The 24,296-nt window shown below is 42.6% G+C and carries 20 protein-coding genes, 3 tRNA genes and 1 other annotated feature; of the genes, 17 read left to right on the top strand and 6 right to left on the bottom strand.

What is annotated here, in order from left to right:
- The first annotated feature begins 703 nt into the window (after window positions 1-703).
- Complete coding sequence (locus AC4II3_RS10175; protein WP_488015475.1) at window positions 704-1,000, top strand: DUF2470 domain-containing protein; 297 nt, start codon at window positions 704-706, stop codon at window positions 998-1,000.
- Between the two features lie 79 nt (window positions 1,001-1,079).
- On the opposite strand, the gene AC4II3_RS10170 is transcribed toward AC4II3_RS10175, so the two are convergent.
- Window positions 1,080-1,481 carry an Hsp20/alpha crystallin family protein gene (locus tag AC4II3_RS10170; RefSeq protein WP_488015477.1) on the bottom strand — a complete coding sequence of 134 codons (402 nt, stop codon included), beginning with the start codon at window positions 1,479-1,481 and terminating at the stop codon, window positions 1,080-1,082.
- 1,675 nt (window positions 1,482-3,156) lie between these two features.
- On the opposite strand from AC4II3_RS10170, the gene folE reads away from it, so the two are divergent.
- From folE to AC4II3_RS10150, 4 genes are all read left to right on the top strand, one after another.
- A complete protein-coding gene (gene folE / locus AC4II3_RS10165) occupies window positions 3,157-3,813 on the top strand; it encodes a GTP cyclohydrolase I FolE (protein WP_488016980.1) in 657 nt (218 codons plus the stop codon).
- 86 nt (window positions 3,814-3,899) lie between these two features.
- The gene (locus tag AC4II3_RS10160; protein WP_488016982.1) at window positions 3,900-4,667 is read left to right on the top strand and encodes a GTP-binding protein; all 768 of its coding nucleotides are present in this window, start codon (window positions 3,900-3,902) and stop codon (window positions 4,665-4,667) included.
- Complete coding sequence (locus tag AC4II3_RS10155; protein WP_488016984.1) at window positions 4,664-5,479, top strand: metallophosphoesterase family protein; 816 nt, start codon at window positions 4,664-4,666, stop codon at window positions 5,477-5,479. The genes AC4II3_RS10160 and AC4II3_RS10155 overlap by 4 nt, the downstream gene beginning before the upstream one ends.
- A 33-nt stretch (window positions 5,480-5,512) precedes the next feature.
- Window positions 5,513-6,235 (top strand): metallophosphatase, encoded by a 723-nt coding sequence (locus tag AC4II3_RS10150; RefSeq protein WP_488029204.1) that lies wholly within the window; start codon window positions 5,513-5,515, stop codon window positions 6,233-6,235.
- A 411-nt stretch (window positions 6,236-6,646) separates the two neighbouring features.
- Here the strand turns inward: AC4II3_RS10150 and AC4II3_RS10145 are convergent, their stop codons facing one another.
- On the bottom strand, window positions 6,647-10,402 hold the full coding sequence (locus tag AC4II3_RS10145; RefSeq protein ID WP_488008722.1) for a hypothetical protein: 3,756 nt from the start codon (window positions 10,400-10,402) through the stop codon (window positions 6,647-6,649).
- 311 nt (window positions 10,403-10,713) lie between these two features.
- Here AC4II3_RS10145 and AC4II3_RS10140 point away from each other — a divergent pair, with 311 nt between their 5' ends.
- The 9 genes from AC4II3_RS10140 to AC4II3_RS10100 all read left to right on the top strand — a co-directional run bounded on the left by AC4II3_RS10140 (window position 10,714) and on the right by AC4II3_RS10100 (window position 16,631).
- Complete coding sequence (locus AC4II3_RS10140; protein WP_490722811.1) at window positions 10,714-10,869, top strand: hypothetical protein; 156 nt, start codon at window positions 10,714-10,716, stop codon at window positions 10,867-10,869.
- A gap of 168 nt (window positions 10,870-11,037) precedes the next feature.
- Complete coding sequence (locus tag AC4II3_RS10135; RefSeq protein ID WP_488008726.1) at window positions 11,038-11,238, top strand: hypothetical protein; 201 nt, start codon at window positions 11,038-11,040, stop codon at window positions 11,236-11,238.
- Window positions 11,239-11,731: 493 nt separating this feature from the next.
- A tRNA-Met gene (locus tag AC4II3_RS10130) sits at window positions 11,732-11,802 on the top strand.
- A gap of 166 nt (window positions 11,803-11,968) precedes the next feature.
- Window positions 11,969-12,034, top strand: a tRNA-OTHER gene (locus AC4II3_RS10125).
- A 168-nt stretch (window positions 12,035-12,202) separates the two neighbouring features.
- A tRNA-Leu gene (locus AC4II3_RS10120) sits at window positions 12,203-12,274 on the top strand.
- A 204-nt stretch (window positions 12,275-12,478) separates the two neighbouring features.
- Window positions 12,479-13,912: a hypothetical protein gene (locus AC4II3_RS10115; protein ID WP_488008728.1), complete on the top strand. Its 1,434-nt coding sequence runs from the start codon at window positions 12,479-12,481 to the stop codon at window positions 13,910-13,912.
- A 183-nt stretch (window positions 13,913-14,095) separates the two neighbouring features.
- A complete protein-coding gene (locus tag AC4II3_RS10110; RefSeq protein WP_488008764.1) occupies window positions 14,096-14,728 on the top strand; it encodes a DUF4291 domain-containing protein in 633 nt (210 codons plus the stop codon).
- Window positions 14,729-14,853: 125 nt separating this feature from the next.
- Window positions 14,854-14,938 (top strand) — a sequence feature (23S ribosomal RNA rRNA prediction is too short).
- A 207-nt stretch (window positions 14,939-15,145) separates the two neighbouring features.
- Window positions 15,146-15,991 carry a hypothetical protein gene (locus tag AC4II3_RS10105; protein ID WP_488008730.1) on the top strand — a complete coding sequence of 282 codons (846 nt, stop codon included), beginning with the start codon at window positions 15,146-15,148 and terminating at the stop codon, window positions 15,989-15,991.
- 4 nt (window positions 15,992-15,995) lie between these two features.
- Window positions 15,996-16,631 (top strand): ThiF family adenylyltransferase, encoded by a 636-nt coding sequence (locus AC4II3_RS10100; protein ID WP_488008766.1) that lies wholly within the window; start codon window positions 15,996-15,998, stop codon window positions 16,629-16,631.
- A gap of 9 nt (window positions 16,632-16,640) precedes the next feature.
- On the opposite strand, the gene AC4II3_RS10095 is transcribed toward AC4II3_RS10100, so the two are convergent.
- From AC4II3_RS10095 to AC4II3_RS10085, 3 genes are all read right to left on the bottom strand, one after another.
- Window positions 16,641-16,781: a hypothetical protein gene (locus tag AC4II3_RS10095; RefSeq protein WP_488008732.1), complete on the bottom strand. Its 141-nt coding sequence runs from the start codon at window positions 16,779-16,781 to the stop codon at window positions 16,641-16,643.
- A gap of 46 nt (window positions 16,782-16,827) precedes the next feature.
- Complete coding sequence (locus AC4II3_RS10090; protein ID WP_488008734.1) at window positions 16,828-18,387, bottom strand: B12-binding domain-containing radical SAM protein; 1,560 nt, start codon at window positions 18,385-18,387, stop codon at window positions 16,828-16,830.
- A gap of 619 nt (window positions 18,388-19,006) precedes the next feature.
- Window positions 19,007-19,798, bottom strand: a complete 792-nt coding sequence (locus tag AC4II3_RS10085) for a hypothetical protein (RefSeq protein ID WP_488008736.1) — start codon at window positions 19,796-19,798, stop codon at window positions 19,007-19,009.
- 838 nt (window positions 19,799-20,636) lie between these two features.
- On the opposite strand from AC4II3_RS10085, the gene AC4II3_RS10080 reads away from it, so the two are divergent.
- Window positions 20,637-20,780 carry a hypothetical protein gene (locus tag AC4II3_RS10080; protein WP_488008738.1) on the top strand — a complete coding sequence of 48 codons (144 nt, stop codon included), beginning with the start codon at window positions 20,637-20,639 and terminating at the stop codon, window positions 20,778-20,780.
- 229 nt (window positions 20,781-21,009) lie between these two features.
- On the opposite strand, the gene cpcD/petH is transcribed toward AC4II3_RS10080, so the two are convergent.
- A complete protein-coding gene (gene cpcD/petH / locus AC4II3_RS10075; protein WP_488008740.1) occupies window positions 21,010-22,221 on the bottom strand; it encodes a bifunctional rod-capping linker CpcD/ferredoxin--NADP reductase PetH in 1,212 nt (403 codons plus the stop codon).
- Window positions 22,222-22,789: 568 nt separating this feature from the next.
- On the opposite strand from cpcD/petH, the gene AC4II3_RS10070 reads away from it, so the two are divergent.
- Complete coding sequence (locus tag AC4II3_RS10070) at window positions 22,790-23,800, top strand: phosphoribulokinase (protein ID WP_488008742.1); 1,011 nt, start codon at window positions 22,790-22,792, stop codon at window positions 23,798-23,800.
- A gap of 96 nt (window positions 23,801-23,896) precedes the next feature.
- Window positions 23,897-24,253 carry a hypothetical protein gene (locus AC4II3_RS10065; RefSeq protein WP_488008744.1) on the top strand — a complete coding sequence of 119 codons (357 nt, stop codon included), beginning with the start codon at window positions 23,897-23,899 and terminating at the stop codon, window positions 24,251-24,253.
- Window positions 24,254-24,296 lie beyond the last annotated feature (43 nt).

Raw genomic sequence — 24,296 nt, 5'->3', positions numbered from 1 at the left:
GGGGGTCTCCCCCATGAGCGACTGCCGTGGTTTCCCCCATGAGCGACTGCATCAAGACTAGACTTCTGGGACACCCAGCAAGTTTTACCTTCGTAAACTAGGGTAAGCACCACTATTTACTATTTAGATATCACTGAGAATGACATGAATTATGCTGATAGCAGCCAATTGAGATACCGTCACAGTATCTTCACAAATATTTATCAGGCTTTTCGTCTAAAGGTGTTTAACTGAGTCGTCTACCCTGATAATCTAACCCTGATGATTTAGCTGAGTACACCCGATATCCCGGTAGCTCTTTACTTTAGGGATTACTATTTAACATACCTTCTTGAATGAAAGGAAATGCTTATACCTAAGAATGAATATATCAGAAAATGCCCATCCTATCAGCTAAAAAGATGGCTGAAACAAGCACCCTCGCAATTTTACTCATGGGGTAATTACCGCTGTGCCTATGAATTTTCTCCTCCAAGCTAGTCAACTGCTAATAGGAAAATCAGGAGTTCCCCATAGACAGTATATCCACCAAGACCTATCAAAGGTCTGTAATTCTGATATCCCCGTTCGCCGTTGGCGGTTACCTATTGGCCAAAACCTTAATTTTTCGTTTCAGCTGGGTAAGTCCTGACTGTTTTGAGAAGGGAAACCTGATATCTTGATAAAGATACTTGTTTTGAGCACTATACTTGTTGAGTTAATCATGTCTGACCCATTGTCTCCTGAGGTAAGCGATCGCATTTGTAAGCACATGAACGATGATCATGCTGATGCTGTGGCACTGTATGCTCAGACTTTCGGTAATTCCCCTGATACAGAAGAAGCAGAAATGGTTTCCATTGATCCTCAAGGTATGACTATCATCACAAAAGTCAAGGGGGAGTCTTCCCCTGTGCGCATTACGTTTGATCATGTACTTAAAGATTCTGAAGATGCTCACTACACCTTAATTGACATGATCAAACAAGCAAGGCAGTCAGTAAGCAACCTGAAGGGGTGACAAGCACGCCTTGAAGCGCCTTGTTGTCACCCCCTCAGGTCAATGACTTTCACTCTCTGAAAAGGTTGAAGATTCAAGCTTACCCTTTAGGCAGGGTGAGTTTGAGCATGCCGTTATGATATTCAGCTTCAACCTGATTTCTCTTAATCTTGGCTGGTATTGGAATAACCCGTTTGAATTTGCCATAGCGTAGTTCCGAGCGTACCATACCTATAGCTTTAGTCCTAGCTGCTGACTGGCGCTCGCCACTGATGCAAATAGAGTCTTCCGTGAGTTCAACATCAAGGTCTTTGGCTTCCATGCCTGGAATTTCTAGTCTCAGGTAAACGGCTTTAGGAGTTTCCTCGATCTCTGCATAGGGCATAAACGTCATCCCTGGAAATCCTCCCTCGCCACTATTCATGAAATGGGTGAGTCGGCGGTTGAGTTCCCGATGCACACTTTCTAGATCTGGCAGATTTTCCGAACGAGTAATAGCCATTATGGTTATCTCCAACTATCCAGTTTTTTTAACCTTCACTTCTAATTTCCGCCCAGTTTATTGTTGCCCAACTAGCCACACTCTAGATAGAAGAAAATTCGAGACTGGCAGGAATTGATTCACAGAAAATCTTAGGATGTTTGGAAGCCCCGTCTATGCACAAGGGGGGTGCTGACGTTAGTATCTGATTTTACTGTTTGGGCTGCCCTGAGCAGATGTTACTCTTTTGAGATCTACTTTTTTGAGATCTATCTATTTTTGAGATCTATTTTTTGAGATCTAATTATGAGTATTTATTTCTAATATTTCTATTATAACTTCATCTTATAAAAACGGCTGGACGGTTTGACAAACTTGTTTAATATTTTTAATACTAATTTAATATTTTTAATACTCAGAGCCTTTATGAAACAATCTATCATGGTCTAATGAGCTATTTATCCATCAAGACAAGCCATAAGTAACTTCGGATCAGGGCACTTCTTGGGATGGGCCGGTAATACGCCATAGGGAATACGCCATAGGGAATACGCCAAAAATCCTGTTTATCTCATTAATATGAGAACCGCTAAATTAAATACTTACAGATTTCCAAAAATGCCTAAAATTGGGGATCCTGTCACTTGTCTCTGGCAGAGCAAACTAGAGAAATGCGATTGCAACTAGAGTTGAGATTCCTGACTTCTCCAACCAGCCAGGAATTTTACCAAACTCGTTTCACCAAAGCTTTTGAAACCCTTCAGGCTCAGAATTCAGAAAATCGAGAAAATCATAACATTCATTGGAATCATCCGGGACAATCGTCCAGCCTAAACTCATTAATTTGGTATAAATTGTAACTGAAAAAAAGCAGTCAACGTATTTTTAGCGATGTATTTTTAGCGATGCAGAGGTGCGACCCGTGGCGAATTTAATTACGGGTCAAACGCACCATTACGGTCTTGGGAAGGCAGCGCGGTCTTGGGAAGGCAGCGCCTTCATGCGGGGGTTACCCCCGGAGACGAAACCTGATTACGTTGAGCCTTTATGGTTGGTATGCTATGCAGATGCATGGTTAAAACTTGAGGCGCGACCCTAGGGGAATTTAATTCTTCAAAGGTCAAGCGCGCCTCCATTGATTAGCGATGCAGCGCCTTCATGCGGGGGTTTCCCCCACTCGCGCTTTGCATGGCTGACAAGGCTCAACTGTCTTACGGTAACTATCGCCTTTGGCGACGCTTGGCCGTAGGCCACGCCAAAGGCGAACGCGAACAAACCATGAGCGACTGCCGTGGTTTCCCCCACTCGCGCTTTGCATGGCTGACAGTGAAGTTTGGAAAAACTCAGGTCAAAACCAGTACATTAGTCCTATTGATTCCGATATTTTGGTTTGCTTTGAGCAAGACAAACAGAAGTCGTTGCTTTCTCATAGCGTCGGCAAAGCCGCATCGCAATTAAGAGCTGATTCGTAACGTAAATCTTAAGAAGTCTGAAAGCCTTGGTATGATTGTCTTTTGGTTATTAAATAGTTCAGTTTTGCTATTGTAGCGCAAGCCTTATCCTACAAGGTTTAGTGCGAATTTACGAATCAGCTAGTCTTTATCGGTTATCATTATAGATACCGATAAACTTCGCCAAAAGTTAAATAACTGCTTGGCTACTTCTGTTACTGTTTAATTTCATCTAATTCAAATACATGACCTTAGGTAAGTCCGAACCCAACCAGATTGATAAAATTAATCGCAAATTACCAAAACTAAATACCATCCAACAACCTCTCGTTTCTGAAGAAGAGATGCGTCAAGCGGTACGGACTTTACTGTTAGGATTGGGAGAAGACCCAGACCGCGAAGGATTGAAAGATACTCCTAAAAGAGTGGTCAAAGCCTTAAAATTTCTGACTTCTGGCTATCATCAATCTTTAGACGAACTCCTCAACGGGGCAGTATTTCACGAAAATACCAAGGAAATGGTCTTAGTTCGGGACATTGACCTATTTAGCTCCTGCGAGCACCATATCTTACCTATTCTCGGTCACGCTCACGTCGCTTATATTCCCGACGGTAAGGTAATCGGACTGTCAAAAATTGCTCGTATTTGTGAAATGTACGGACGACGTTTGCAGGTACAGGAAAGATTAACTGCCCAAATTGCCGATGCCCTTCAAGGATTATTAAAACCAAAAGGGGTAGCGGTAGTAGTGGAAGCAAGCCATATGTGTATGGTAATGCGAGGAGTCCAAAAACCTGGTTCTTGGACTGCCACTAGTGCGGTTAGAGGTGTATTTGCAAATGATCCAAAAACCCGTCAGGAGTTTATGAGTTTAATTCACCACAACCCTTCAATGCATTAATTTATTCGCGTGTCAGCGTGAGAGATGGGTATAAAGCTCATCTCTTTTTTTGATACAATGATTATCGTCATCAAAAAAAACTGCTTATGATTATTGCTGTCGCCAGTCCGACCGGTGGCGGTAAAACCCACTGGATTCGTCAACAAATAGCCCAAACCAATAAACCTGTAGGTTATTTCAGTCCTCAAACCGATTCCGTACCCATTGATGCAATATATCTCCAAAGTGAATACCCTCAACTAAAACTTTATCAGACAGGGGAAGAAGCGGAATTAGACAAAACCATTACTTATCTAGAGATTCCCTGGTATTTGGATTTAGCCGGAATTGAACCTTTACTGCAAACTTTTAACCCCCATCGAGTAGCTATAATCCCCGGCGATACAGATAGTACAGAGTTAAATACTTGGGCGGATGAAGTTATTCCAAGAAATAACTTCACTAAGCCAACCACAGCTTTGCAGATTCATCGGGGGGTTTTGACGGGGGAAATTTTAGATTTTGATAGTTTAGCTACTTTTTGGCTGGAACTTACTCAAGGTGCTTACGGTGAGGTAGCTCGGGTAAAAGGACTTTTCGACCTAGTGGATGGACAAATTTATTATGGTGACTTCATACTAGGGGAATCGGAATTAGCATTTAAACCTTTAAAATTACCCCGTTGGTTAAATGGGAAACCAGATCGTTTTAGTGGTTTTGAAATAGTAGGTAGTAATTTAGATCAAGCTGAAATTGCTCAAACTGTCCGAGATTGCTGTCTTCCCGAATCGGCAATTAATTATTACCAACAACAAGTAAAAGAGTCTTTAGAAAGTGAACCAGAAGAAAGTGAACCAGAGGTAGAAGTGGTATGAAAATAGCAGTGATATCTTGTATCCATGGTAATTATGCAGCTTTAGATGCAGTTTTACTGGATATTGACGAACAAAAAGCAGAAAAGATTTATTGTCTGGGGGATTTAGTGGGTTATGGTCCCTATCCTAATGCAGTGGTGGAACAAATTCGTTCTTTAGATATTCCCACTGTACAGGGTTGTTGGGATGAAGATATTGTAGAAGGACTAAATGCTTGTGAATGTAGTTATCCTTCCCTGTTGGCGGAAAAAAGAGGTAAAATCGCCCACGAATGGACAAATAAGCACGTCAATCCCGAAGTTAGGGAATATTTAGCCCAACTACCCCATACCTACAAAGAAGATAATCTCTGTTTCGTACATGGTAGTCCTAATAGCAACCACGAATATTTGTTACCCGAAATGGATGCTTTCACTGCTTTAGAAAGAGTTCTCTCCAGCGATGCAGATATATTATTTTGCGGACATACCCACTTTCCCTATGTCCGCACCCTAGATTCTGGACAATTACAGGTTAAAGTTCGTCAACCCAGTAGAAACGAACAACCAACCATAAGTTTTAATACTCCCCTCAAGCAAATTATCAATGTCGGTTCGGTAGGCGAACCCCGTCATGGTCGTCCCAATGCTACCTATGTTATCTATGACACGGAAACACAAGCAGTAAACATGCGGGAAGTGGAGTATGACTATCAAACAACCTGCGCTGCCATCTTAGATGCTGGTTTACCACCGATTTTCGCTTGGCGTTTGGCTAGAGGTTTGGAATTTGCCGAAAAAGCCGACGATCCGACTCATGTGTGTGAGAGGTAAATTAAATTACTTAAATATTTAAATTGAAAATCAATGTGGGCAATTTTAAGCGGAATTGAAGGAAATATCGCAGCTTACGAAGCAGTGTTGGCAGATATCAAACGCCAGCGCTTTAAGGTGGAAGCATTGTATGTTCTGGGCGATATCGTAGCAGCTAACCAAGATAGCGAACAAGTAATTAAACGAATTCAGAATCCAATACCAGGAGAATTAGAACCCCAAGTATGCGTCGGCTGGTGGGAAGAACAATGCTTTACTTTACACGGTTTGGGTTCGACACCAGAACCGACAGAATTAATCGAGCGCTTTGGTAAAGAAACCGCTAAACTTCTTTGGGATTCGGTATCTCGCGAAACGGTACAGTGGTTACGCAACTGTCATTTTGGCTTCTTTGAATTAGATTGTTTGTTAATTCACGGTAGCACTGTTAGCGTCAGCGATGAGTTAACCCCCGAAACCCCACCCTGGCAAATGCTAGACCGCTTGCAAAGAGTCCAGGCAAATCATCTCTTTTGTGGTCGTTCGGGTCAAGTATTTGAATATCAACTACAAGGAGGTTCGGTAAATAGTTCGGTGATGACTTTAGATCGCCAGGAACCCGTGCAAACTATTACTACACCCAAAAGAAGAGTTGTTGGTGTAGGAAATGTAGGCAAAGAACCAGGAAAGGCTACTTATACGCTTTATAGTCCAAATAGCGATTTTCTAGAGTTTAAAACAGTTTTTTATGGCAAGAAAAAGGGATCTAGTAGTTAGTCTCAGGTTACTAAAGGTATGGCTAAGTGCATGCAACAGGTAGTCGGAGACAACTGTCTGGAAAAGGCGTTGCTGATTTTGGGTATGCTTTCGCCACCCTAGCCCCCCAAGCGACGGATTTAGGGGGCTGTAATAAAATCAGATAATCGCGCATTTATTCCTTAATTCAGCAACGCCAGTTTTTTTTCGAGTGGGTTCCTATGGTTTTGAGTGGCATCTAAATCTTAGAACGCTGGCTCCCACTCAGCTTTTTTTAATCCCTCAAACATCCATCTGACAAACAGTTTGACAAAACAGTGACCGCCTTTTGTCAGTCAGTCAGCTCATACCCACTAAGAATTTCAAAATAAGATGCGTTTACCCTGATACCACAACCAGGTTTTGAGCAATTTACTTCGCGTTTATCTACACCTAATCTTCTAACTCTGCCCGAATATCTTCTCGGTGAGCATAAGACTTATACTTATTAGCAATTCTGCGTAACATAGCCGCTGTTCTAGGATAAGTATCTCCTAGTAATCTTGCAGAAGAAGAATAGGTTTCTACTAATTGTCTTTCCTGAATTCCACCTTCACCTATTGCTCTTGTGACAACTCCACGCTTGTTAAAAAGACCAGTTGCTATAGCATCTTCCATCTCTTTACTTGCAACTTCTTCAATAATTTCTCGCACTGCGATATCCGGCCATATACCATCTGATGATTTCGGTGCGTATGCTAACACCTGACCAATCTTTCTATCTGCACTTTTACCCCTACCGCTTTCCTGACTAGCTGTCCTTGCCTGTGATACCCAATTTCTTAATTGCTCCAAATCAACAGTCCCATCTTCTTTAAGACCAGGTACTTGATGCCATGATTCAAGTAGCTTATCCCCTAACTTTGCACAGTTTAAATCTGATTTATACACACACTTCAGAATTTTTGCAAAAAATAGAGGGTCTTTGGAAAGTTGTTGGTAAAGAAGTTTAGGCTGTCTTATGGAATGAACTAGTAGCGGTAAGTGTATCAACTCCAAAAAAGCAAGTTTGTTATCTTCGATGTCGTCTGCTTTATCTAAAACATCAAAAATCTTTTCGATGTAGTAGTTACTAAGATTTGGATCAGGTAATGGTTTTTCTGTGTAAGGGTCAACTGAGGCTGCTTTTTCAAGGATATCTACTAATAGAATTGATGGTAGTAATTGAGTTATCTCATCATCGTATAAACTCACTAGTAGATTTAGTGCTGCATAGGGACGATTGGATTCTAACAACTTAACACATATTTTTTCACAGTCATCTTTTTTAAACCGGTCTATGTTAATGGTCTGCCAGTATAATTTTTCTAATTCCTCACCAAAACTAATTAACGAATCCCAAGTGCGTTTTTCAAAAGGCAACCCATAGAACAAATTAATCACTTGCTGTTCATACCAATGGTTATTTTTGGCAAAATCAAGAATATTTTCTGCCCAATTCCATCCATATTTTTCGAGACGGCGACCTATAAATCCTATTGCAAAAGCATTAAGTGCTTTTTTCTCATTTCCAAGAGTTTCGTAAAGTAAACTTATTTCAGATTCTTCCGTAATCTTTTCTATGTTGGCGATTGCAGCACCTAGCAAACCAGAATCTTTAACAAATGCTGCCATTTCTAAAATACTAGTTATATTAGATTGAAAGTAAATTTTTCTCGCTGCTGCTGTTTGTGCTTGCTTAATTTTTTTAGAGTTTGTTTCCCAATCTCTATGAATATCCTCTTTATGAATACAATAAAGGAAGTTATACTTGTTGGAGGAAAACAACCAGGTATAACAATATATTATCTCCTCGGGTTCAAATTTTTGGTATAACAAGTAAAGTTTATCAATTACATCGGCTGGCAATGCCCACTCAGCATTATATCTTTTTTTGTGTTTGTGAATTATTGCTCTGAGGGTATCACAGATTATGGCTAAGTCTTTTGCTTGGATATTTATGGTATCTACTTCAAGTAAAAAATTGATAGTTTTATCTTGTAATTGATCTGGAATAGACTCTATCTTGTTAAGAAGATCACATATTTTTTTACTATCATTTACCATATTATCAAGGAGTCGCTGCATAACAGCATCTATATTCTCCCAGTATTCAGACGTAGTAACTTGTGGGGTAACATCCTCATTCCAATCTCGCCAACGAGGTTTATAAATTGGATGTGAAATATCGCCGGTAATTTTTGGAAGCAAGTTACACAAAAGCTGCCAAGCAATATCCGGTTCACGGGCAATAAGTGTATCAATAACTCGCAAGCGTTGTGCCAAGTTAGCTGGTGTTTGGGGATTCCAGCATAGAAAAATTTCACGCAAGCGATCAAATGGACGGTTGGCATTTTTTCCACCTGGATCGAGCCTGGAAAGTTTACCAATAATCAGCGTAACTTGTGACAGATATTGCGGTTCCCAAACAAGCACTTCCAAAGCCCAAAGCAAGCCCGTGTGAGGACTACAACCAAAAAATTCTTCTTGTAAAAATAATTGCAGTAAGATGGGATTATCTTCTGCAAGTCCATTGTCAACAGTGTCCAAGAATGCTTCTGGTGCTGCTTCCGCCAAAGTGGGTAACAAATATGCCAGTGATGCCCAAATATGCCAGTCAACGTTGGCATTTAACAACTGATGTATAATTCCAGAGACTCTGTCCTGGGCAGGCATTATATCTTGAGTTTCCAACTCTAGCCCCCGTGTTGCCAAAATAGCTAAAGTTTCTGCCAGTCCCGTTCTTAGAAAGCCTGAGTTTGGCAACCCCTTACCATATATGCTGGCTGCAAATCTTTGGTTTAAGGGTAACTCATATCGTCCATCAATGGTTCCTAAAACCGAGAGTGTAATACTTGTAAATGCTTCTAGATCGTCAGGGACAATAAAGCGTGATAAAAGATACCATGAATCTTCGCGGGAAATTAACTGCCAAACACTTCCCACTTTTCGAACAGGGGGGTCAGAACTATTGACCCAACGTAAGATATCTCCTTCAACTTCTTTATAGGGTTTGCGAGCTAGTTTAGCTATAACTTCTTTGTCACCTTCTTTTGACTCATCCCATGCTCCAGCAAGTAAAACTGTAATGAGTGATCGGGCATTTTCTGGTTTTGCCCAATCGGGAGTATGTTTTTCTGGTGCAACTGCAATTAGTCGCCGTAAAACGTTGAGATTTCGCTTGGAATTTTTAATTAAGTTATCGGCTCGTTTTTCTGATAGCCCCATATCTACCAAAGCCTGCCTAAAGTCTGTTTTATTGGGGCGTGAAAGCACTAATCCGTCTTTAACGCGACTAATATCTCTACCAATGGCAATAAGAATATGATGCTCTTTTGGTAATTTTGGTTGTTCAAATGCTGGAATTAAAATTAGTGATTCTTGGGTGCTAGCAAAATACCGCCATGAAGACTCATTTTGAACAATAATACACCGAGATAAATAGTTTACATTTTGTGCCTCTGGCATTTGATGAATAACTGCTGCAAAAAATGCAATTGCTTCTTCAGGAGTATCTGCTTGGATAGTAAGTTTTGATGCTTCTCCTTGCAACCAATTGTGAACGTTTTCAACTTCTTCCTCTCTGCCTGCAAGATGTAACTGTGTATTCATTGCTGGTGAAGTAGAGTTTTTCCATTCATCCCAGAAGCTCCTAAGATCCTGAGCTTCTTCCGGCCACTTCTTAATTAACCGAGCTAACCAAGCATGAACACCATCAGCCTGTTCTAACCACTGTTCTAAGTCATCAGCATCATAAGCCCGTACATCAGCCCATCTTCCTTCACTTTTCTTTTCCTTCTCCCACTTATCCTTATTAGCCCATCGTCGGGGGGTAACAAAAACAAAAGTGGTTTCAGCAGGAAGCACTCCTAGAGGATTCTTAACACGCTTCTCATAATCATCATCTGCTTTACCCTTAACATTTTTGTTAACTCCAAGTTCCCACACTGAATAGCCATTAGGAACAAAACTATTACCTTCAGGTGCGTCCACAATGCCATCCCATCCCGCCATTTGAACGCTATCACCAGCTGGAAACACAACCCGTTGAGGTTGCTGGACTGTAGCATGAATGAGGCGACGCAATAACTGGGGCAATCGGGCTTGAGCATCCCTGCGATTAGCCCATAGATTTAAATCTGTTGCATCAACCCACTGAAATGGAACCATACTTAATAACAAAATAAATTACTTATTAATTCTCGTTGTGTACCTACAATCCACCGCCCAATGGAAATAATGGTGTGGATAAGGAAAAATCATAGCTTGGTGGCGATGATCACGATTGGTATTTTGCCTGTGCTCTCAGGCATGGATGGGTTTGTGGTCATTTAAACCTACGATAACGCGATCGCGCCCATGGTTAGATGAGTTGGGTGAGCAGCATCACGACGAAATTGGGTCTTGTACTAATTGATATCGATGGCAAGACTGTCAAAGGTTCCTAGGATCAAGAAGGTCAACTCAAAGCCTTGCAAAGTGTGAGTGTTATTAGCAGTGACCATGAGCTAGTGCTGGCTCAGCAAAAAGTTAATCGCAAATCCCATGACATCACAGCGGTGCCGCTATGGCTGTTGTTGCTCACCCTCAAGGGGGCGGTGGTGACCTTTGATGGGATCGCTCCCAAATCACCATAGCTTGGCTGCCACTGAGTATCATATTAAGTTCGGTGGTATCCATTATATATAGGAGTTTTGCCTAAGTCCTAAAAAATTTTGTGCCAAGGACTTGACACATTTGTAATATATATGTAGTATAAAAGTAAGGTTAAAGAGAAAACATCGCGCTACAAGGAGGGATGCCCAATGATTCATGTTCGGTTTGAAGGTCGTTCCTACGACATTGCTGAAGGTCAGCTGGGTATAGCCAAAAGTATGAACGATATTGCTGTTAAACAGCAACTCGCGAATTACTTTGATGTAGCCCCAGAGCGCTTTACCTCTTATGTCATTGACCGCAGCACCAACCGCAATCTGATTATCAGACCTGAAGCGGTTTATGGTTAAGGTTTATGGTTAAAAGGTGTTAAAAGGTTAAACCTTTTGTACTGTGCCCTAATCTCAAGAAGCCTACACACAGATAACGATCCTAAGGTAGCGAACTCGGGTAACCGAGGAGAGCGAGCACTCAGCCATTGTCTTACAGATATTTGGCGTGCGTGTCCACTGCTAAGCCATGCTTGGTGAGGACGGTCGTAAGTTGCTATAAAGCTTTTGTTAACTTGCACAGGAGCAATTGTTACAAATTTCCCCCCGCGCCCTAACTGCTGAAGCTTACATACTACCGATCTGCTAATCGGAAGGTTATAGGTTCGAATCCTATCAGTGGCGCTATTTGCCACTGTAGCTCAAATGGATAGAGCATCATTTTATTAAAAGCTTTACTGACTTGCGCGGGCACCCTAATTCTAGTGGTTTTCACTGCTATAACCAAAAAACTTTAAAATTAAACGTGTAAGGGAAAAACTGGGTCACCTTCGCGCCCTGACCCGGAAAGCTTTCATACTCGCCAAATGGAAAGGCACTTGACTCATAATCGAGAATATACGGGTTCAAATCCCGTGTGTGATACAACAGCTTTCTGAACTTGCGCGAATTGATTCAACCTTCTATAAATAACTACAAAATTATGCTAAAAACTAATAAAAGTACCGGTTAAAAGACGGTCATAATTTTCTATAAATCTTTTGTTAACTTGCACAAGAGCAATTGTTCTAAATTTCTCCCCGCGCCCTAACCGCTGAAGCTTACATACTACCGACTACGAATCGGAAGGTTATAGGTTCGAATCCTATCAGCGGCGCTATTTGCCGCTGTAGCTCAAATGGATAGAGCATCATTTTATTAAAAGCTTTACTGACTTGCGCGGGCACCCTAATTCTAGTGGTTTTCACTGCTATAACCAAAAAACTTTAAAATTAAACGTGTAAGGGAAAAACTGGGTCACCTTCGCGCCCTGACCCGGAAAGCTTTCATACTCGCCAAATGGAAAGGCACTTGACTCAAAATCGAGAATATGCGGGTTCAAATCCCGTGTGTGAAACAACGGCTTTCTGAACTTGCGCGAAAGGTAATTCAAAACACTGCTAATAAATCGTGGGTTAGTTAATTTATTTTAGGTAAAGTTTTTATTAATTATTTAAACATTCAACCAAACAACCAAATAACCTAACAACCAAACAACCAAATAACCAAATAACTTATAGATTTGTCCAGAAATTACATAGGAGCATAGGAGGTGAATCCTATGAAAACTGAAGAGCGTGACCTGCGTTTAGAATTACTAAACAGTTTATTAACTACACCCCATCGTCAGCTGGAGCAAGTGACAGAATTGCACCAACTGATGGTAGAAATTGACCCAATTTTTTATGGTCACTTAGCCGTTTGGTACGAAAATCACGGGGATGTCCGCGACCACAAAGAAGTGTTTCTAGGTCATTTGTTGACTAGCAATTTGACTGAACACCGAGATGCTGGCTTTGTGATGCTGCAAAAATTCCCACCCTACCAGGTGGCACGAGTAGTGGATTTTATGAAGCAGCAGCGCAATAAGGTGCCTCGTTCGGCTCGGACAGCAGTGCGGCGCTACCTTAAGACACGGGAAAAAACTCCAGCCTTGTTTGACCGAGCAGCATTGCGGGGTCGAAAGGCGATGAAGCATCTCTATGCTAGTTTACATATTAAGCCTAGCCCTAGAGCAGATGCAGTCTTATTTAAGGATCATCCTCCAGAAGGTTCTTTAGCTTGGATACTCAAGCAGTTAGCCAAAACGGAAACTCCTGCTGAACAGGCGCAATTGATTGTTGAACATAAAATTCCCTACACCATTGCCATTGGTGCTGTGCGCTCTGTCACTCCTACGGTGTTGGTAGCCCTAATCAATTCTATGACACCCCAAGAGGTAATTAATAATCTCAAATCCCTCCAAGGGCGGGGTGCGATGGAACACCCACAGGTCAAGGAGTTGATTGAAGCAAAGCTAGAACAGGCACAGACAAGCGATCGCGTTTCTGCGTTCAAGGCACAAGTTGCCGCTGAGGCTGCTCAGTTAGATACTCAAACTCTTGCTAAGTTAAAACAAGTTACCAATGAGCAAGTAAAGCGCAAAGGTACCATTACCAAGCCCACTGCTCTACTAGTGGACAAGTCCGGTTCAATGGACAAAGCCATTGAAGTTGGTAAGCGGCTTGCAGCCCTAATCTCTGGTATTACTGAAGCTGAGCTGTTTGTCTATGCCTTTGATTACATGCCTTACCGAGTTAAGGCTCAAGGAAAAAAGTTGAGTGACTGGGAACATGCCTTCAGGCACATCAAGGCAGGGGGTGGGACTAGCGTTGGTTGTGGTTTAGAAGTAATGCGCTCTCGGAAACAGGCGGTTGACCAGATTATCTTGGTTACCGATGAAGGTGAAAACACAGCACCTTACTTTGCTGACGTTTACAAGAGCTACTCTCGTGAATTGGGATTGATGCCCAATGTGATTATTGTCCGAGTTGGTTACTCCTACGACTGGGTAGAAAGTAAACTAAAGGAGCAACAGGTGCCAGTAGAAACCTTTACCTTTGCTGGAGATTACTATTCTCTACCAAACCTGGTTCCACTGATGACTCGTCCGTCACGGCTAGACTTATTGATGGAGATTCTGGATACACCGCTACCGGTGCGAAATGATAAATAGTCGCGATCACGACTAGTTGTGACCATAATTAGTTGTGATCATAAATAGTCGTGACCTTGGCTTTAAGCGATGCAGCGAGGTAGCGCGGTCTTGGGGGTCCCCCCCATGAGCGACTACCGGTGCGGTCTTGGGGGTTCCCCCCATGAGCGACTGCATCAAGACAATGAGCAGGAAAGGATTACTATGACGCTAGTCAAAACCCCCTATTTCAAGCAAGTTAGTGGTTGGCCAAAAACTGGTCGTCATATCCTAGCTCAGTTTGATGATACATCCATAGTGGTCTACCAAGCTTTCTGTCCTGCTATTGGTCATTTTGCTAGCAAGCATGGCTATTTTGGAGGAGAGTTCAGGCTAAACCGCATGAGCTGGATTAAGCCCAACTTCCTATGGATGATGTATCGTTCAGGCTGGGGGACGAAAGCTGGACAAGAGGTAATCTTAGCTGTGTCGATTCAGCGTACTGCTTTCGAGACAATCCTAGCAGCAGCAGTTCATTCCCAGTTTGTACCAGATTTATACTCTAGTGAAAGTGCCTGGAAACAAGCTCTTAAGCAATCATCTGTCCGGTTACAATGGGATCCAGACCACGATCCATCAGGTAAGAAACTTGAACGACGTGCGATTCAGTTAGGACTACGCAACGAAGTACTTGCCCAGTACGCTCGTGATTGGATTATCAGTATTGAAGACATCTCTGAATTTGTGCAGGAGCAATACCGCAATGTAAGGTCTAACAATTGGACTGACTTGATAACTCCTGATGAAGCAGTATATCCAGTCACCCAGTCTAATCTTGCGATCAAACTTGGCTTATGAGCTATTGAGTTGGAATAAATTTTCCTAAATAAATTTTAACGACTTGTGTGCCCTAACAGCCAGAGCTTACATACATTAGTACGAGAGGAAAATTACCGTTACTTAACGTAGCGGGCGTGAAGCGAGGAAGGCGCAAAGAACCCGGAATGTGGGCTTAGAAGTAGCCATCATTTAAAGAGTGTGTAGTAACTCACCGGCGGAGTTCCTTCCAAGTGACGAACGCTTTCGCTCTGGCGACTTGCACATTATAGCGCTATGCGCAAGGCAATAGGCAATAGGCAATAGGCAATAGGCAATGGGCAATAGGCAATAGGCAATAGGCATGCTAGCAAAAGTTGATTAAAACTGCTTTTGCTGCTTGTATCAATGTTTTAACTTTAATGGGTAGTGCTTTATTTATAACCATAGAGCAGGATCATGGCAAATATCCTTGACCTTATCAATCAAATTGCTGCAAAGGAAGCGCAACTGAGTGACAATCAATTCCTTGCTCCCTGTGTACGTGGGGGACGGGTAAGAACTCGTGTAGCTGGAATGATTTATACATTTTCCCCTAAACCTCGTAAGTTTGAAGGATGGGGTATTTTTCAGCCAGTTAGCGACAAAGTGGCAACTGTGGTGGAAGAGCCAGATTTGTTTCAACTTGAGGAATATTGCCAACTGCTCCAACCGTTGCGTTTACGACTAGCTTATCAATTGTCGGGAAAAACCTGGCTAGGGTATCCGGTGAATGAATCCGATGCTCGTCAGCGTTTTGGCACGGTTAAACCTATTCCTATCCATCTGGTGGAGGGGGGGGTAGCTTTTGAACAAGTGGTGGCTCGTGGTGATGGTAAGGCTTGGTGGTTTCAGCAGCTTGACCGTAAGGGAGATCCGTTACTAGCAGAACAACTTAGAGAGCAGTTAAAGCAAGTAACACCACCTGAAGAACTTGATGTAAAGGGGCTGACACCAGAAATGAGAATAGTTTATGACTTGGTAACACAACAGAGTAAAGATTTTAAAGCTAAAGCTCTGCATCAACGGGATCACAGAAGACTGGAACAAGCTTTGGAAATGGGTGGGGGAGCACTGCAACAGTTCCATGACCGGGGAGAATTTTGGCACGTGCAGTGGAGAACTGCTAACGGTGAACACCACACATCAGCGATATCTAAACAGGATCTGACTGTAATCAGTTCCGGGATTTGTCTAAGTGGACGCGATCGCGATTTTGATTTACAGTCCTTGGTTGGCGTGATTGAGGGACGATATCGGTATTAGGATGATGTCAATTTTTTTCCACGAACAACTCTACCGTACCTCCGAAGTCATGGCTGAGTTACGTGACTACCCCGTGACGGTGTGTGGTGCGGGAGCACTTGGAGCCAATATTACCGAAAATTTGGCTCGTTCAGGGTTTGGAAAGCTTAAGGTTATTGATTGCGATCGCATTGAAGAGCGCAATCTTTCTACTCAACCCTACTACCGCTCTGATATTGGTGCCCATAAAGCCAAAATCCTCGCCCATTCTCTCTACCAAGCGGTTGGGGTAAAATTGGAGGCTAAGGTCAAGGAATTAACCAAAGCTAATACCAAACAATTACTGAATAATTCTACTTTAGTCATTGACACCTTTGATAACAGTGTCGCTCGTCAAGCTGTAAAAGATTACTGTGATAGTTCCCAAACCCCTTGTCTTCATGTTGGGTTAGCAGAAGACTACAGTGAGATAATTTGGAATGAAAATTATCGAGTCCCTTCCCCAGTTAATGATGATATTTGTGATTATCCATTAGCTCGAAATTTAGTGCTGATGACTACAGCAGTTGCTACTGAAGTTATCATTGAATTTATTAGCACAACCAAAAAACTCGACTTCACCTTCACCTTGAGAGATTTAAGTATCAAGCCGATATTATAATCCGGTTATCTACCTCGCCCTTGGTGTTTTAGGGAACAGAGAACAGGGAACAGGGAATAGGGAGTAGGGAGTAGGGAGTAGGGAGTAGGGAGTAGAGGGAGAGGGTTTTAGCACTGCATCGCTTAAAACCCTCTTTGCTATTGCTAGCATGCCTATTGCCTATTGCCTTAAGTCCCTCAAACGTTGCTGATAATTGCTATATCTCTATTAATTCTTTATCCATCAACTTAGGCTTAGTATCAACTAACTGTCTTTGAATTTCATCCCGGACAATTTGACGATATTCAAGAAAGTGTTCGTTGTGAGCGCATAGAGTAAGGTAATGTTCCCATACAGCTGGATTGTGCCTGAAAATACCAAATAAATGATGCCAGAATTTCCAGCGAGTACTGCGCTTAAACCCTTGACGCCAAATTACAGTGCCCAGAGCTTTCAAATCTACCAAATCCGGCATTTTGAATGGGGCTTTGCATTTAGGGGGGCCAAGCTTTAAAAAACATTGATAGGCTCGGTCTATATAGCGTTCAGGTTCGTATAGCGTCCAGAATGCTTCGATGTATTCTTGAGCAATCTCCTCAATGGGACGAGTAGGAACAAAGTTCATTAGGGTGGTTTGATTGATATCTTTTTTAGTGTTATCTCGCAAACGTCCTTCTTTTTCTAAGCGATTCCATAGAGCAGTATTGGGTAAAGCCTGTAACATGCCAAACATGGCTGTAGGGATACCAGCCTGTTCAACAAAACTAATAATCCGGGAACCTGCTCCTTGTTTCTCTCCATCAAAACCAATAATAAACCCTGCCATTGGTCGCAATCCCGCACGAATTATTTTATCTACACCATCCGTTAGAGAGCTGCGAGTATTTTGGTATTTTTTGGTTAGTTTAAGGCTTTCTTCGTCCGGTGTTTCAATCCCTAAAAATACAGCATCAAAGTTAGACTCTACCATCAAGTCCATCAATTCTGAATCCGCAGCTAGGTCTACCGATGCTTCAGTATTAAATCGGAAGGGATAGTGATGGTCTTTTTGCCATACTTTTAGCTCTTTCAGCAGTAGCTTAACGTTACGCTTATTCCCAATAAAATTATCATCCACCATAAAGATACCACGCCGCCAGCCTAAGTCATAGAGATAATCCAATTCCTTGAGAAGCTGGGCTGGTTCCTTTGTTCTCGATTTGCGGCCATAGAGAACAATTATGTCACAGAACTCGCACTGAAAAGGACATCCGCGCGAAAACTGGACTGACATTGAATCATAGGCATCAAGCTCTAACAAATCATAGCGGGGAATCGGGGTTTGAGTGACATCGGGTTTCTCTGTAGTGCGAAACGTTCCACTAGTTTCCCCCCGCTGTAAAGCTTCTACAAACATCGGTAGGGTGATTTCTCCTTCATCTAGGATTAGAAAATCCACCCCTGCCTTCTTTCCTTCTTCCGGTAAAGAGGTAGGATAAGGTCCCCCAAATGCTACTAATTTACCACGTTGTTTGGCTTCCTTAATTTGGTTTAGGGCATCGGTTTTTTGGACAATCATGGCTGAGATTATCACCAGATCTGCCCATTCAAATTCTGCTTCGGTTACGTCTCGGATATTGCGGTCAACCAGTTTAAATTCCCAGTCTTGAGGTAATAAGGCAGCAACAGTAATTAGACCTAAGGGTGGCAATAAAACTTTGCGATTAACTAATTCAAGGATTTTGTCATAAGACCAAAACGTTTTCGGAAATAGCGGATACAGTAATAAAACTCGCATTTAGAGAAATCCTCACACAGGTGGCCACAGGGCCTATAGCAATATTACATCCTAATTAAGATTGCGATCAGCTATCAGTTATCAGCTATCAGTCATTAGCTATCAGCTATCAGTCATCAGCTATCAGTTATCAGCTATCAGCTATCAGCTATCAGTCATCAGCTATCAGCTATCAGTCATCAGCTATCAGCTATCAGCTATCAGCTTATGGGTTAGGTCACAGCGTCGTTCGCACAGCGTGGCCAAACGCGCCCCGCGTGGCCTTTTGGCCAAGGCCAAAGCCTGTGCCACGCTAGAAGCCTGTGCCACGCTAGTTGAGGTGCTTTTGAATAAAATAACCATGATAGCTGACCACTGACTGCTGACCGCTGACCGCTGACCACTGAATGCTTACTGGCCGAACGGGTGTCCAGTTCTATTGAGCTCCCAACTTGGCTAAAAAATTATCAGTAAATGATGACAGGTAATAATAAACGAATGCCTAGGCTAAGTTCAAGTTAATAAATCTAGTCTAGGGTTTGAATGACGGCTGTAATTATTCTGTACACCCCAAACCCAGTGCTAAGCTGGGGACCGACACCCTTAGGAGCTAAAAAGGCTGCTTGTTACCCCCTGAGGCTTAATCAGCTACTCTAGTAAGCCTGTCAAGAATTTGCATGATTGACAAATCCCGCAAGAAATCCTCTTTACTCTCGGTTTCAGAGCGGTTCGAGTCATCGCGGTTCCGGTCATCGCGGTTGATGTATGTGAGAATGCGATCGCATTCTGTGGTGCCAACTATACTACAAGCCTGGGTCAGTAAACTATCCACTGAAGTACGTCTACCCTTATGATTATACAGAATTGACCCATAATTAAACCTTTGACCATTTGGATAGTAAAAAATAGACCCATAATTAAATCTTGTGACATTTGGATAGTAAAAAATAGACTCATAATTAAATCTTTTAACATTTGGATAGTAAAAAATAGATCCATAATTAAGCCTATTACCGTTTGGATAATACCAATTTGATCCCCATTTGGCTGTTTTACCATTTGGCCAGTATAACGAAGACCTCTGATCTTGCCTAGGACGTTTGCAGGTAACTTGTTTTAAACCTTCAATCATACCCACAAAGCTTTTTGCCTCTTCTGTCATACTGGCTAGTTTTGCCATGACGGTCAGGTCGAAGCAATCTTGAGAAGAAGTTTGTAGTGACTCAATACTTGATGAAGGTAAGTTACTATTTCCACAGTATTTATATTCTAGGGTAGCTAGATTATCGCTATCTAAGTTTTCCCGAATCGCCAAGCGACGGACAGCACGAATCTCGCTACATTGATTAGATTCAGCAGATACGTTATTAGTTCCTAAGCCAATAGTACATAAGGTTAAGAGTGATAATAACACTCGAATCGGATATTTCATGGAGATGAATCTTCCTGAACACATCAATAGTCTGAACAGCCAAGATTATCAAAGACCCTGACTTCTAACTGGCTAGTATAGACGTTGGATGATATCAAAAGTTTCACCATTGAAATAATATTAGTTTCCCTCAATCGTGCTTTGCATCAAGAAAACAGGTAACCATAGATTTACTTTATAAACAGTCTCTTACCGTCAACTAAAATACATTGATAACTATATTGCTAACTATATTGATAATCAAATAGTTAGCAAACAATTTATATAATTTGTGGCAAAAGTATTTAGCTTGGTTCATGTAGGGTGGGCAGTGCATCAGACAGATAATGAAGCTTGCAAAGCGCTTTGGTAGGCAGTAAAGAACCTTGGTATATTCTAACAACTCTTAATAGCCTCCCCCGGACTTTATCCTGCTATAAGGCTCGATGGGGTATCAAAACTATGTTTAGAGATTTAAAAAGCGATGCAGAGGTGCGACCCGTGGCGAATTTAATTCTTAATCGGTCAAGCGCACCTCAGCGGTCTTGGGGAGGCAGCGCCTTCATGCGGGGGTTCCCCCCATGAGCGACTGCCGTGGTTTCCCCCACTCGCGCTTTGCATCAAGACCAGGAGGCTATAATGAGGTGCGACCCGTGGCGAATTTAATTCTTAATGGGTCAAGCGCACCTCCAGAAAATACCAAAGTGAATGAGCGACGGTTGGTTGCCATTATTTTACTCATTTCCATTGCTTATACTCTCACTACTTTACTTCGGAGATATTTACAAAATATGGGAGTGAGTATATTTGTCGTCCGACTGAACCCGAACGTTCAACCCAGCGACATAGTTTTTTTTGGATGGGATTGCACGCTCCCGATTGGGTTCAATCTCTGACAATTTTGTCGGATTTAGCCAAATCTCTGATGAGTCTCAAACCTCACAAACGGCTCGATTTTCAGCGAGGACTAAACGCTCTATCCATTATCCAGAAAGCTTTGTAGCCTTCTTGTCAACTCTTGAGCTTGGTAGGACAACTTCCCCTCGGCCTGTTCAACCAAATGCTGCCAACGGGCTTGGGGTATGCCTAAGACCACCAGAATAACCTCAAAAAACCAGTAGCGCGCCTGTTTACCTCAGCCCTATGGCCAAAAGAAACAGACGCGCTAGTTTGATTTAACTCCTCCAAAAGGAGGATTTACTTTATACCAGCCGTAACCTATTAGGTTTTTACTAGTAAGTTTCTACGTGCCAGCGATGTGCTTTCTTCATTTGCTGTCGGTATGTAGTCCAATCTACATCCTCCTTACCAGCTGCAGCGGTCAAAGCCTCATCAATACCACCTTCCATACCTTTTAATCCGCAGATGTAGGTATGGGTGTTTGGTTGCTGCATCAGCTTCCACAACTCGTCAGCATGTTCCGCCACCCTGTGCTGGATATACATCTTGCCCCCTTCAGAATTCTTCTGCTCACGGCTAATGGCATAGGTGAGGCGGAAGTTATCTGGGTTCTTCTGCTGCATGGCTTCTAAATCATCTTTGTAGAGGATGTTAGGGGTAGTAGAAATACCAAAGATCAGCCAAGCCAAACCCTTGAACTTGTAATCTTCGTGCTGCTCCTTAAACATCCGCCATAGGAAAGCGCGGAATGGTGCAATACCAGTGCCCGTTGCCATCATGATGATATTGGCATTGGGGTCTGATGGCAGCAACATCTCCTTACCCACCGGTCCAGTGATTTTGACATCATCCCCTGGATTCATAGTGCACAGGAAGGTAGAGCAGACACCGTTTACGGTCTCCCCAGTTTCGGGATGTTTGTACTGCAGCTGTCTGACACAGAGGGATACTGTCTTATCATCCAGGTCATCGCCGTGACGAGTAGAAGCAATGGAGTACAGACGAAGCTTGTGGGGTTTCCCTTTGTCATCAGTACCATCGGGAATAATCCCAATACTTTGACCTTCGAGATAGCGCAGCTCACTTCCAGAAAGGTCAAATTTGAGGTGACGGCAATTACCAATACCCCCTTCCCGGACTAGTTGTTCGTTTGATATACACTTACCAATGAAGGGGTTTTTGGGTCGATAGGTATTGACAGGGATATTATCTTTGGCCTTTTTGGGTTTCGCTTGAGTCATAGGCTTAGTTGTCTTTTCTGACTGGGTAGGCTTAGTTGTTTTTTCTGACTGGGTAGGTTGTGTTTGAGCCACTGACCCATTCGCAGCACTACTGGATAGAGGTTTAATGCTGACAATTTTCCCTCCCATGCGAGCAATCCGCTGCATTTCCTGCTTCATGCGGTTATAGGGCACCGTCAACAAAACCGTGCCACTCTGACGAATCGGTCCATTTTGACGAAGACCGACTACCTCATAAAGATAAGTGCGACTACCAAATTCTGTAGCAGTGCTGGAATTAGTAGACTCGCTAGGACTAGACATTGCTTCTATTGCTCCAAACCAAACTGACTATGTATTGCTAACTATGTATTGCTAAGACTTGCCTTGGCACCACAAACGGACTCACGATCCGATGGGTGAGTGGCTAGCTAGTAATAACCCCGAATAATGCCTTATTAGCGTAACATTGTAAAGCTATGCCCAGTAATGTTTTGGTTTATCAGGGAGAGAATTAGTGTAGAGGCACTGCTAGGCACTACTCTCAAGTTACATGATGAGTAACTCAAAAACTGTAAATCCTGAGTCAGTTTAATTTTTTCTTTAAAAAATGCCCAACAAACCTTAGCATAAGTACTAAGCGAAGTAATGCTACTGACAATCAGCCTTGTATAAGCAATCTGGTTTTGGTAGAATCCACTATGAGCAGCTAGTAGTAAATACTTAAGCAGAGCTTGGCTTTGGTCTTCCCTAGTGGTTAGTACTTAAGCGAGTGGATTTATGGTGGCATGTTATCAAGCACCACTATAAGCGTGTGTCAGATTGCTCCCAGGCTTGGGCTTTGGCTTACTGAAAACTGATTTGAGAATATGTTTTACGTTAGAGGGAAGATATGACCACAGATCTGGAGAGGGTGGTAGTTATAGGAGTTGCTGGAGACTCAGGATGCGGTAAATCAACGTTTCTGAAGCGTTTGACCGACCTATTTGGCCAGGAGTTCATGACGGTGATTTGTCTCGATGACTATCACAGTCTGGATCGTAAACAGCGCAAAGAGAAAAAAGTTACTGCCCTTAATCCTAAGGCAAATAACTTTGACTTGATGTACGAGCAAATCAAAGCGCTTAAAGAAGGTCGGGGCATAGACAAACCTATCTACAACCATGAGACCGGTGAACTTGATCCACCAGAGCGGATTGAGCCAAATAAAGTTGTAGTGATTGAAGGCCTGCACCCTCTTTATGATGAGCGGGTGCGCGATCTGGTTGACTTCGGGGTTTACCTAGACATTAGCGATGAAGTCAAAATCCAATGGAAAATCCAGCGGGACATGGCAGAACGGGGCCATCGTTATGAGGACATTCTAGCGTCGATTGAAGCTAGACGTCCAGACTTTGAAGCTTACATTGAAGTCCAGAAGCAATACGCTGATGTGGTCATTCAAATCTTTCCCACCCAGCTGCTTCAGGGAGAGGCAGCTAAGGAAAGCAATCTACTGCGGGTGCGCCTAGTTCAAAAGGAAGGAGTGAAAGACTTTAACCCAGTTTATCTGTTTGATGAAGGGTCAACTATCGATTGGAGACCTTGTGGTCGCAAGCTAACCTGTGCTTATCCTGGTCTGAAAATGTACTATGGGCCAGACAGCTACATGGGTAACGAAGTCTCTGTACTAGAGGTAGATGGTCAGTTCGATAACCTCAACGAGATGATTTACATCGAAAGTCACCTCAGCAATACCTCAACCAAGTACGATGGAGAGATGACCGAGTTATTGCTCAAGCACAAGGATTATCCTGGCTCTAACAACGGTTCTGGGTTGTTCCAGGTTCTAGTTGGTCTGAAGATGCGGTCAACTTATGAAAGCTTGGTATCCGCTCCAGCCAAAGTAGCAGCCAAGGTGTAGTATGGTCTAAAGGAGCTGATGGGAAAACTGTTTGCTTGACTCACATTCCATCAGCTTCCTCAGACGGAACAAACCGAATCAGAGCATAAGATTGGCATGGTATCGGATAGAGTTATAAAAATTTGGATAGCTAGCGTTTTGGTGTTTTTTGTGATGGTGGAAATCTATCAGTGGGTTAGACACGTAACTCTACCACTACCGGTGTTTATCTTAGCAGGAGCCTTATTAGCGATCGCTTCTAACTATGGCAAGCATCCAGGCTGGATTTTTCGCCAGCCTTCCTTTCCATCTGATTCATCTGCTCCTAATCTAAGCCAAAGCAGCCAAGACCAAGACATTGCCAATACTGCTAAATTAAACGCTACAAAGCAGTCCTTATTTCCTACCTTGCCTCTCCCACAGAAATCAATTTCTTTTATTATTAATCGTCCTTTTCAAAAAAAGGATGAATGAAGAATTCATCTAAGCATTCAGCAGTCAGCTGTCAGCCGTCAGC

Source organism: Moorena sp. (assembly GCF_982860115.1).
Note: the sequence above shows the minus strand (reverse complement) of the source record. Positions and strands in the feature narration are given on the sequence as shown.

Bases quoted from the DNA above. Each gene is read 5' to 3' on its own strand.
- AC4II3_RS10105 (WP_488008730.1), top strand. From the start codon at position 15,146: ATGGCAAATATCCTTGACCTTATCAATCAAATTGCTGCAAAGGAAGCG.
- AC4II3_RS10110 (WP_488008764.1), top strand. From the start codon at position 14,096: ATGACGCTAGTCAAAACCCCCTATTTCAAGCAAGTTAGTGGTTGGCCA.
- AC4II3_RS10070 (WP_488008742.1), top strand. From the start codon at position 22,790: ATGACCACAGATCTGGAGAGGGTGGTAGTTATAGGAGTTGCTGGAGAC.
- AC4II3_RS10115 (WP_488008728.1), top strand. From the start codon at position 12,479: ATGAAAACTGAAGAGCGTGACCTGCGTTTAGAATTACTAAACAGTTTA.
- AC4II3_RS10160 (WP_488016982.1), top strand. From the start codon at position 3,900: ATGATTATTGCTGTCGCCAGTCCGACCGGTGGCGGTAAAACCCACTGG.
- AC4II3_RS10155 (WP_488016984.1), top strand. From the start codon at position 4,664: ATGAAAATAGCAGTGATATCTTGTATCCATGGTAATTATGCAGCTTTA.
- AC4II3_RS10090 (WP_488008734.1), bottom strand. From the start codon at position 18,387: ATGCGAGTTTTATTACTGTATCCGCTATTTCCGAAAACGTTTTGGTCT.
- cpcD/petH (WP_488008740.1), bottom strand. From the start codon at position 22,221: ATGTCTAGTCCTAGCGAGTCTACTAATTCCAGCACTGCTACAGAATTT.
- AC4II3_RS10095 (WP_488008732.1), bottom strand. From the start codon at position 16,781: ATGCTAGCAATAGCAAAGAGGGTTTTAAGCGATGCAGTGCTAAAACCC.
- AC4II3_RS10150 (WP_488029204.1), top strand. From the start codon at position 5,513: ATGTGGGCAATTTTAAGCGGAATTGAAGGAAATATCGCAGCTTACGAA.
- AC4II3_RS10135 (WP_488008726.1), top strand. From the start codon at position 11,038: ATGATTCATGTTCGGTTTGAAGGTCGTTCCTACGACATTGCTGAAGGT.
- AC4II3_RS10100 (WP_488008766.1), top strand. From the start codon at position 15,996: ATGTCAATTTTTTTCCACGAACAACTCTACCGTACCTCCGAAGTCATG.
- AC4II3_RS10175 (WP_488015475.1), top strand. From the start codon at position 704: ATGTCTGACCCATTGTCTCCTGAGGTAAGCGATCGCATTTGTAAGCAC.
- AC4II3_RS10085 (WP_488008736.1), bottom strand. From the start codon at position 19,798: ATGAAATATCCGATTCGAGTGTTATTATCACTCTTAACCTTATGTACT.
- AC4II3_RS10145 (WP_488008722.1), bottom strand. From the start codon at position 10,402: ATGGTTCCATTTCAGTGGGTTGATGCAACAGATTTAAATCTATGGGCT.
- folE (WP_488016980.1), top strand. From the start codon at position 3,157: ATGACCTTAGGTAAGTCCGAACCCAACCAGATTGATAAAATTAATCGC.
- AC4II3_RS10080 (WP_488008738.1), top strand. From the start codon at position 20,637: ATGGGATTGCACGCTCCCGATTGGGTTCAATCTCTGACAATTTTGTCG.
- AC4II3_RS10065 (WP_488008744.1), top strand. From the start codon at position 23,897: ATGGTATCGGATAGAGTTATAAAAATTTGGATAGCTAGCGTTTTGGTG.
- AC4II3_RS10170 (WP_488015477.1), bottom strand. From the start codon at position 1,481: ATGGCTATTACTCGTTCGGAAAATCTGCCAGATCTAGAAAGTGTGCAT.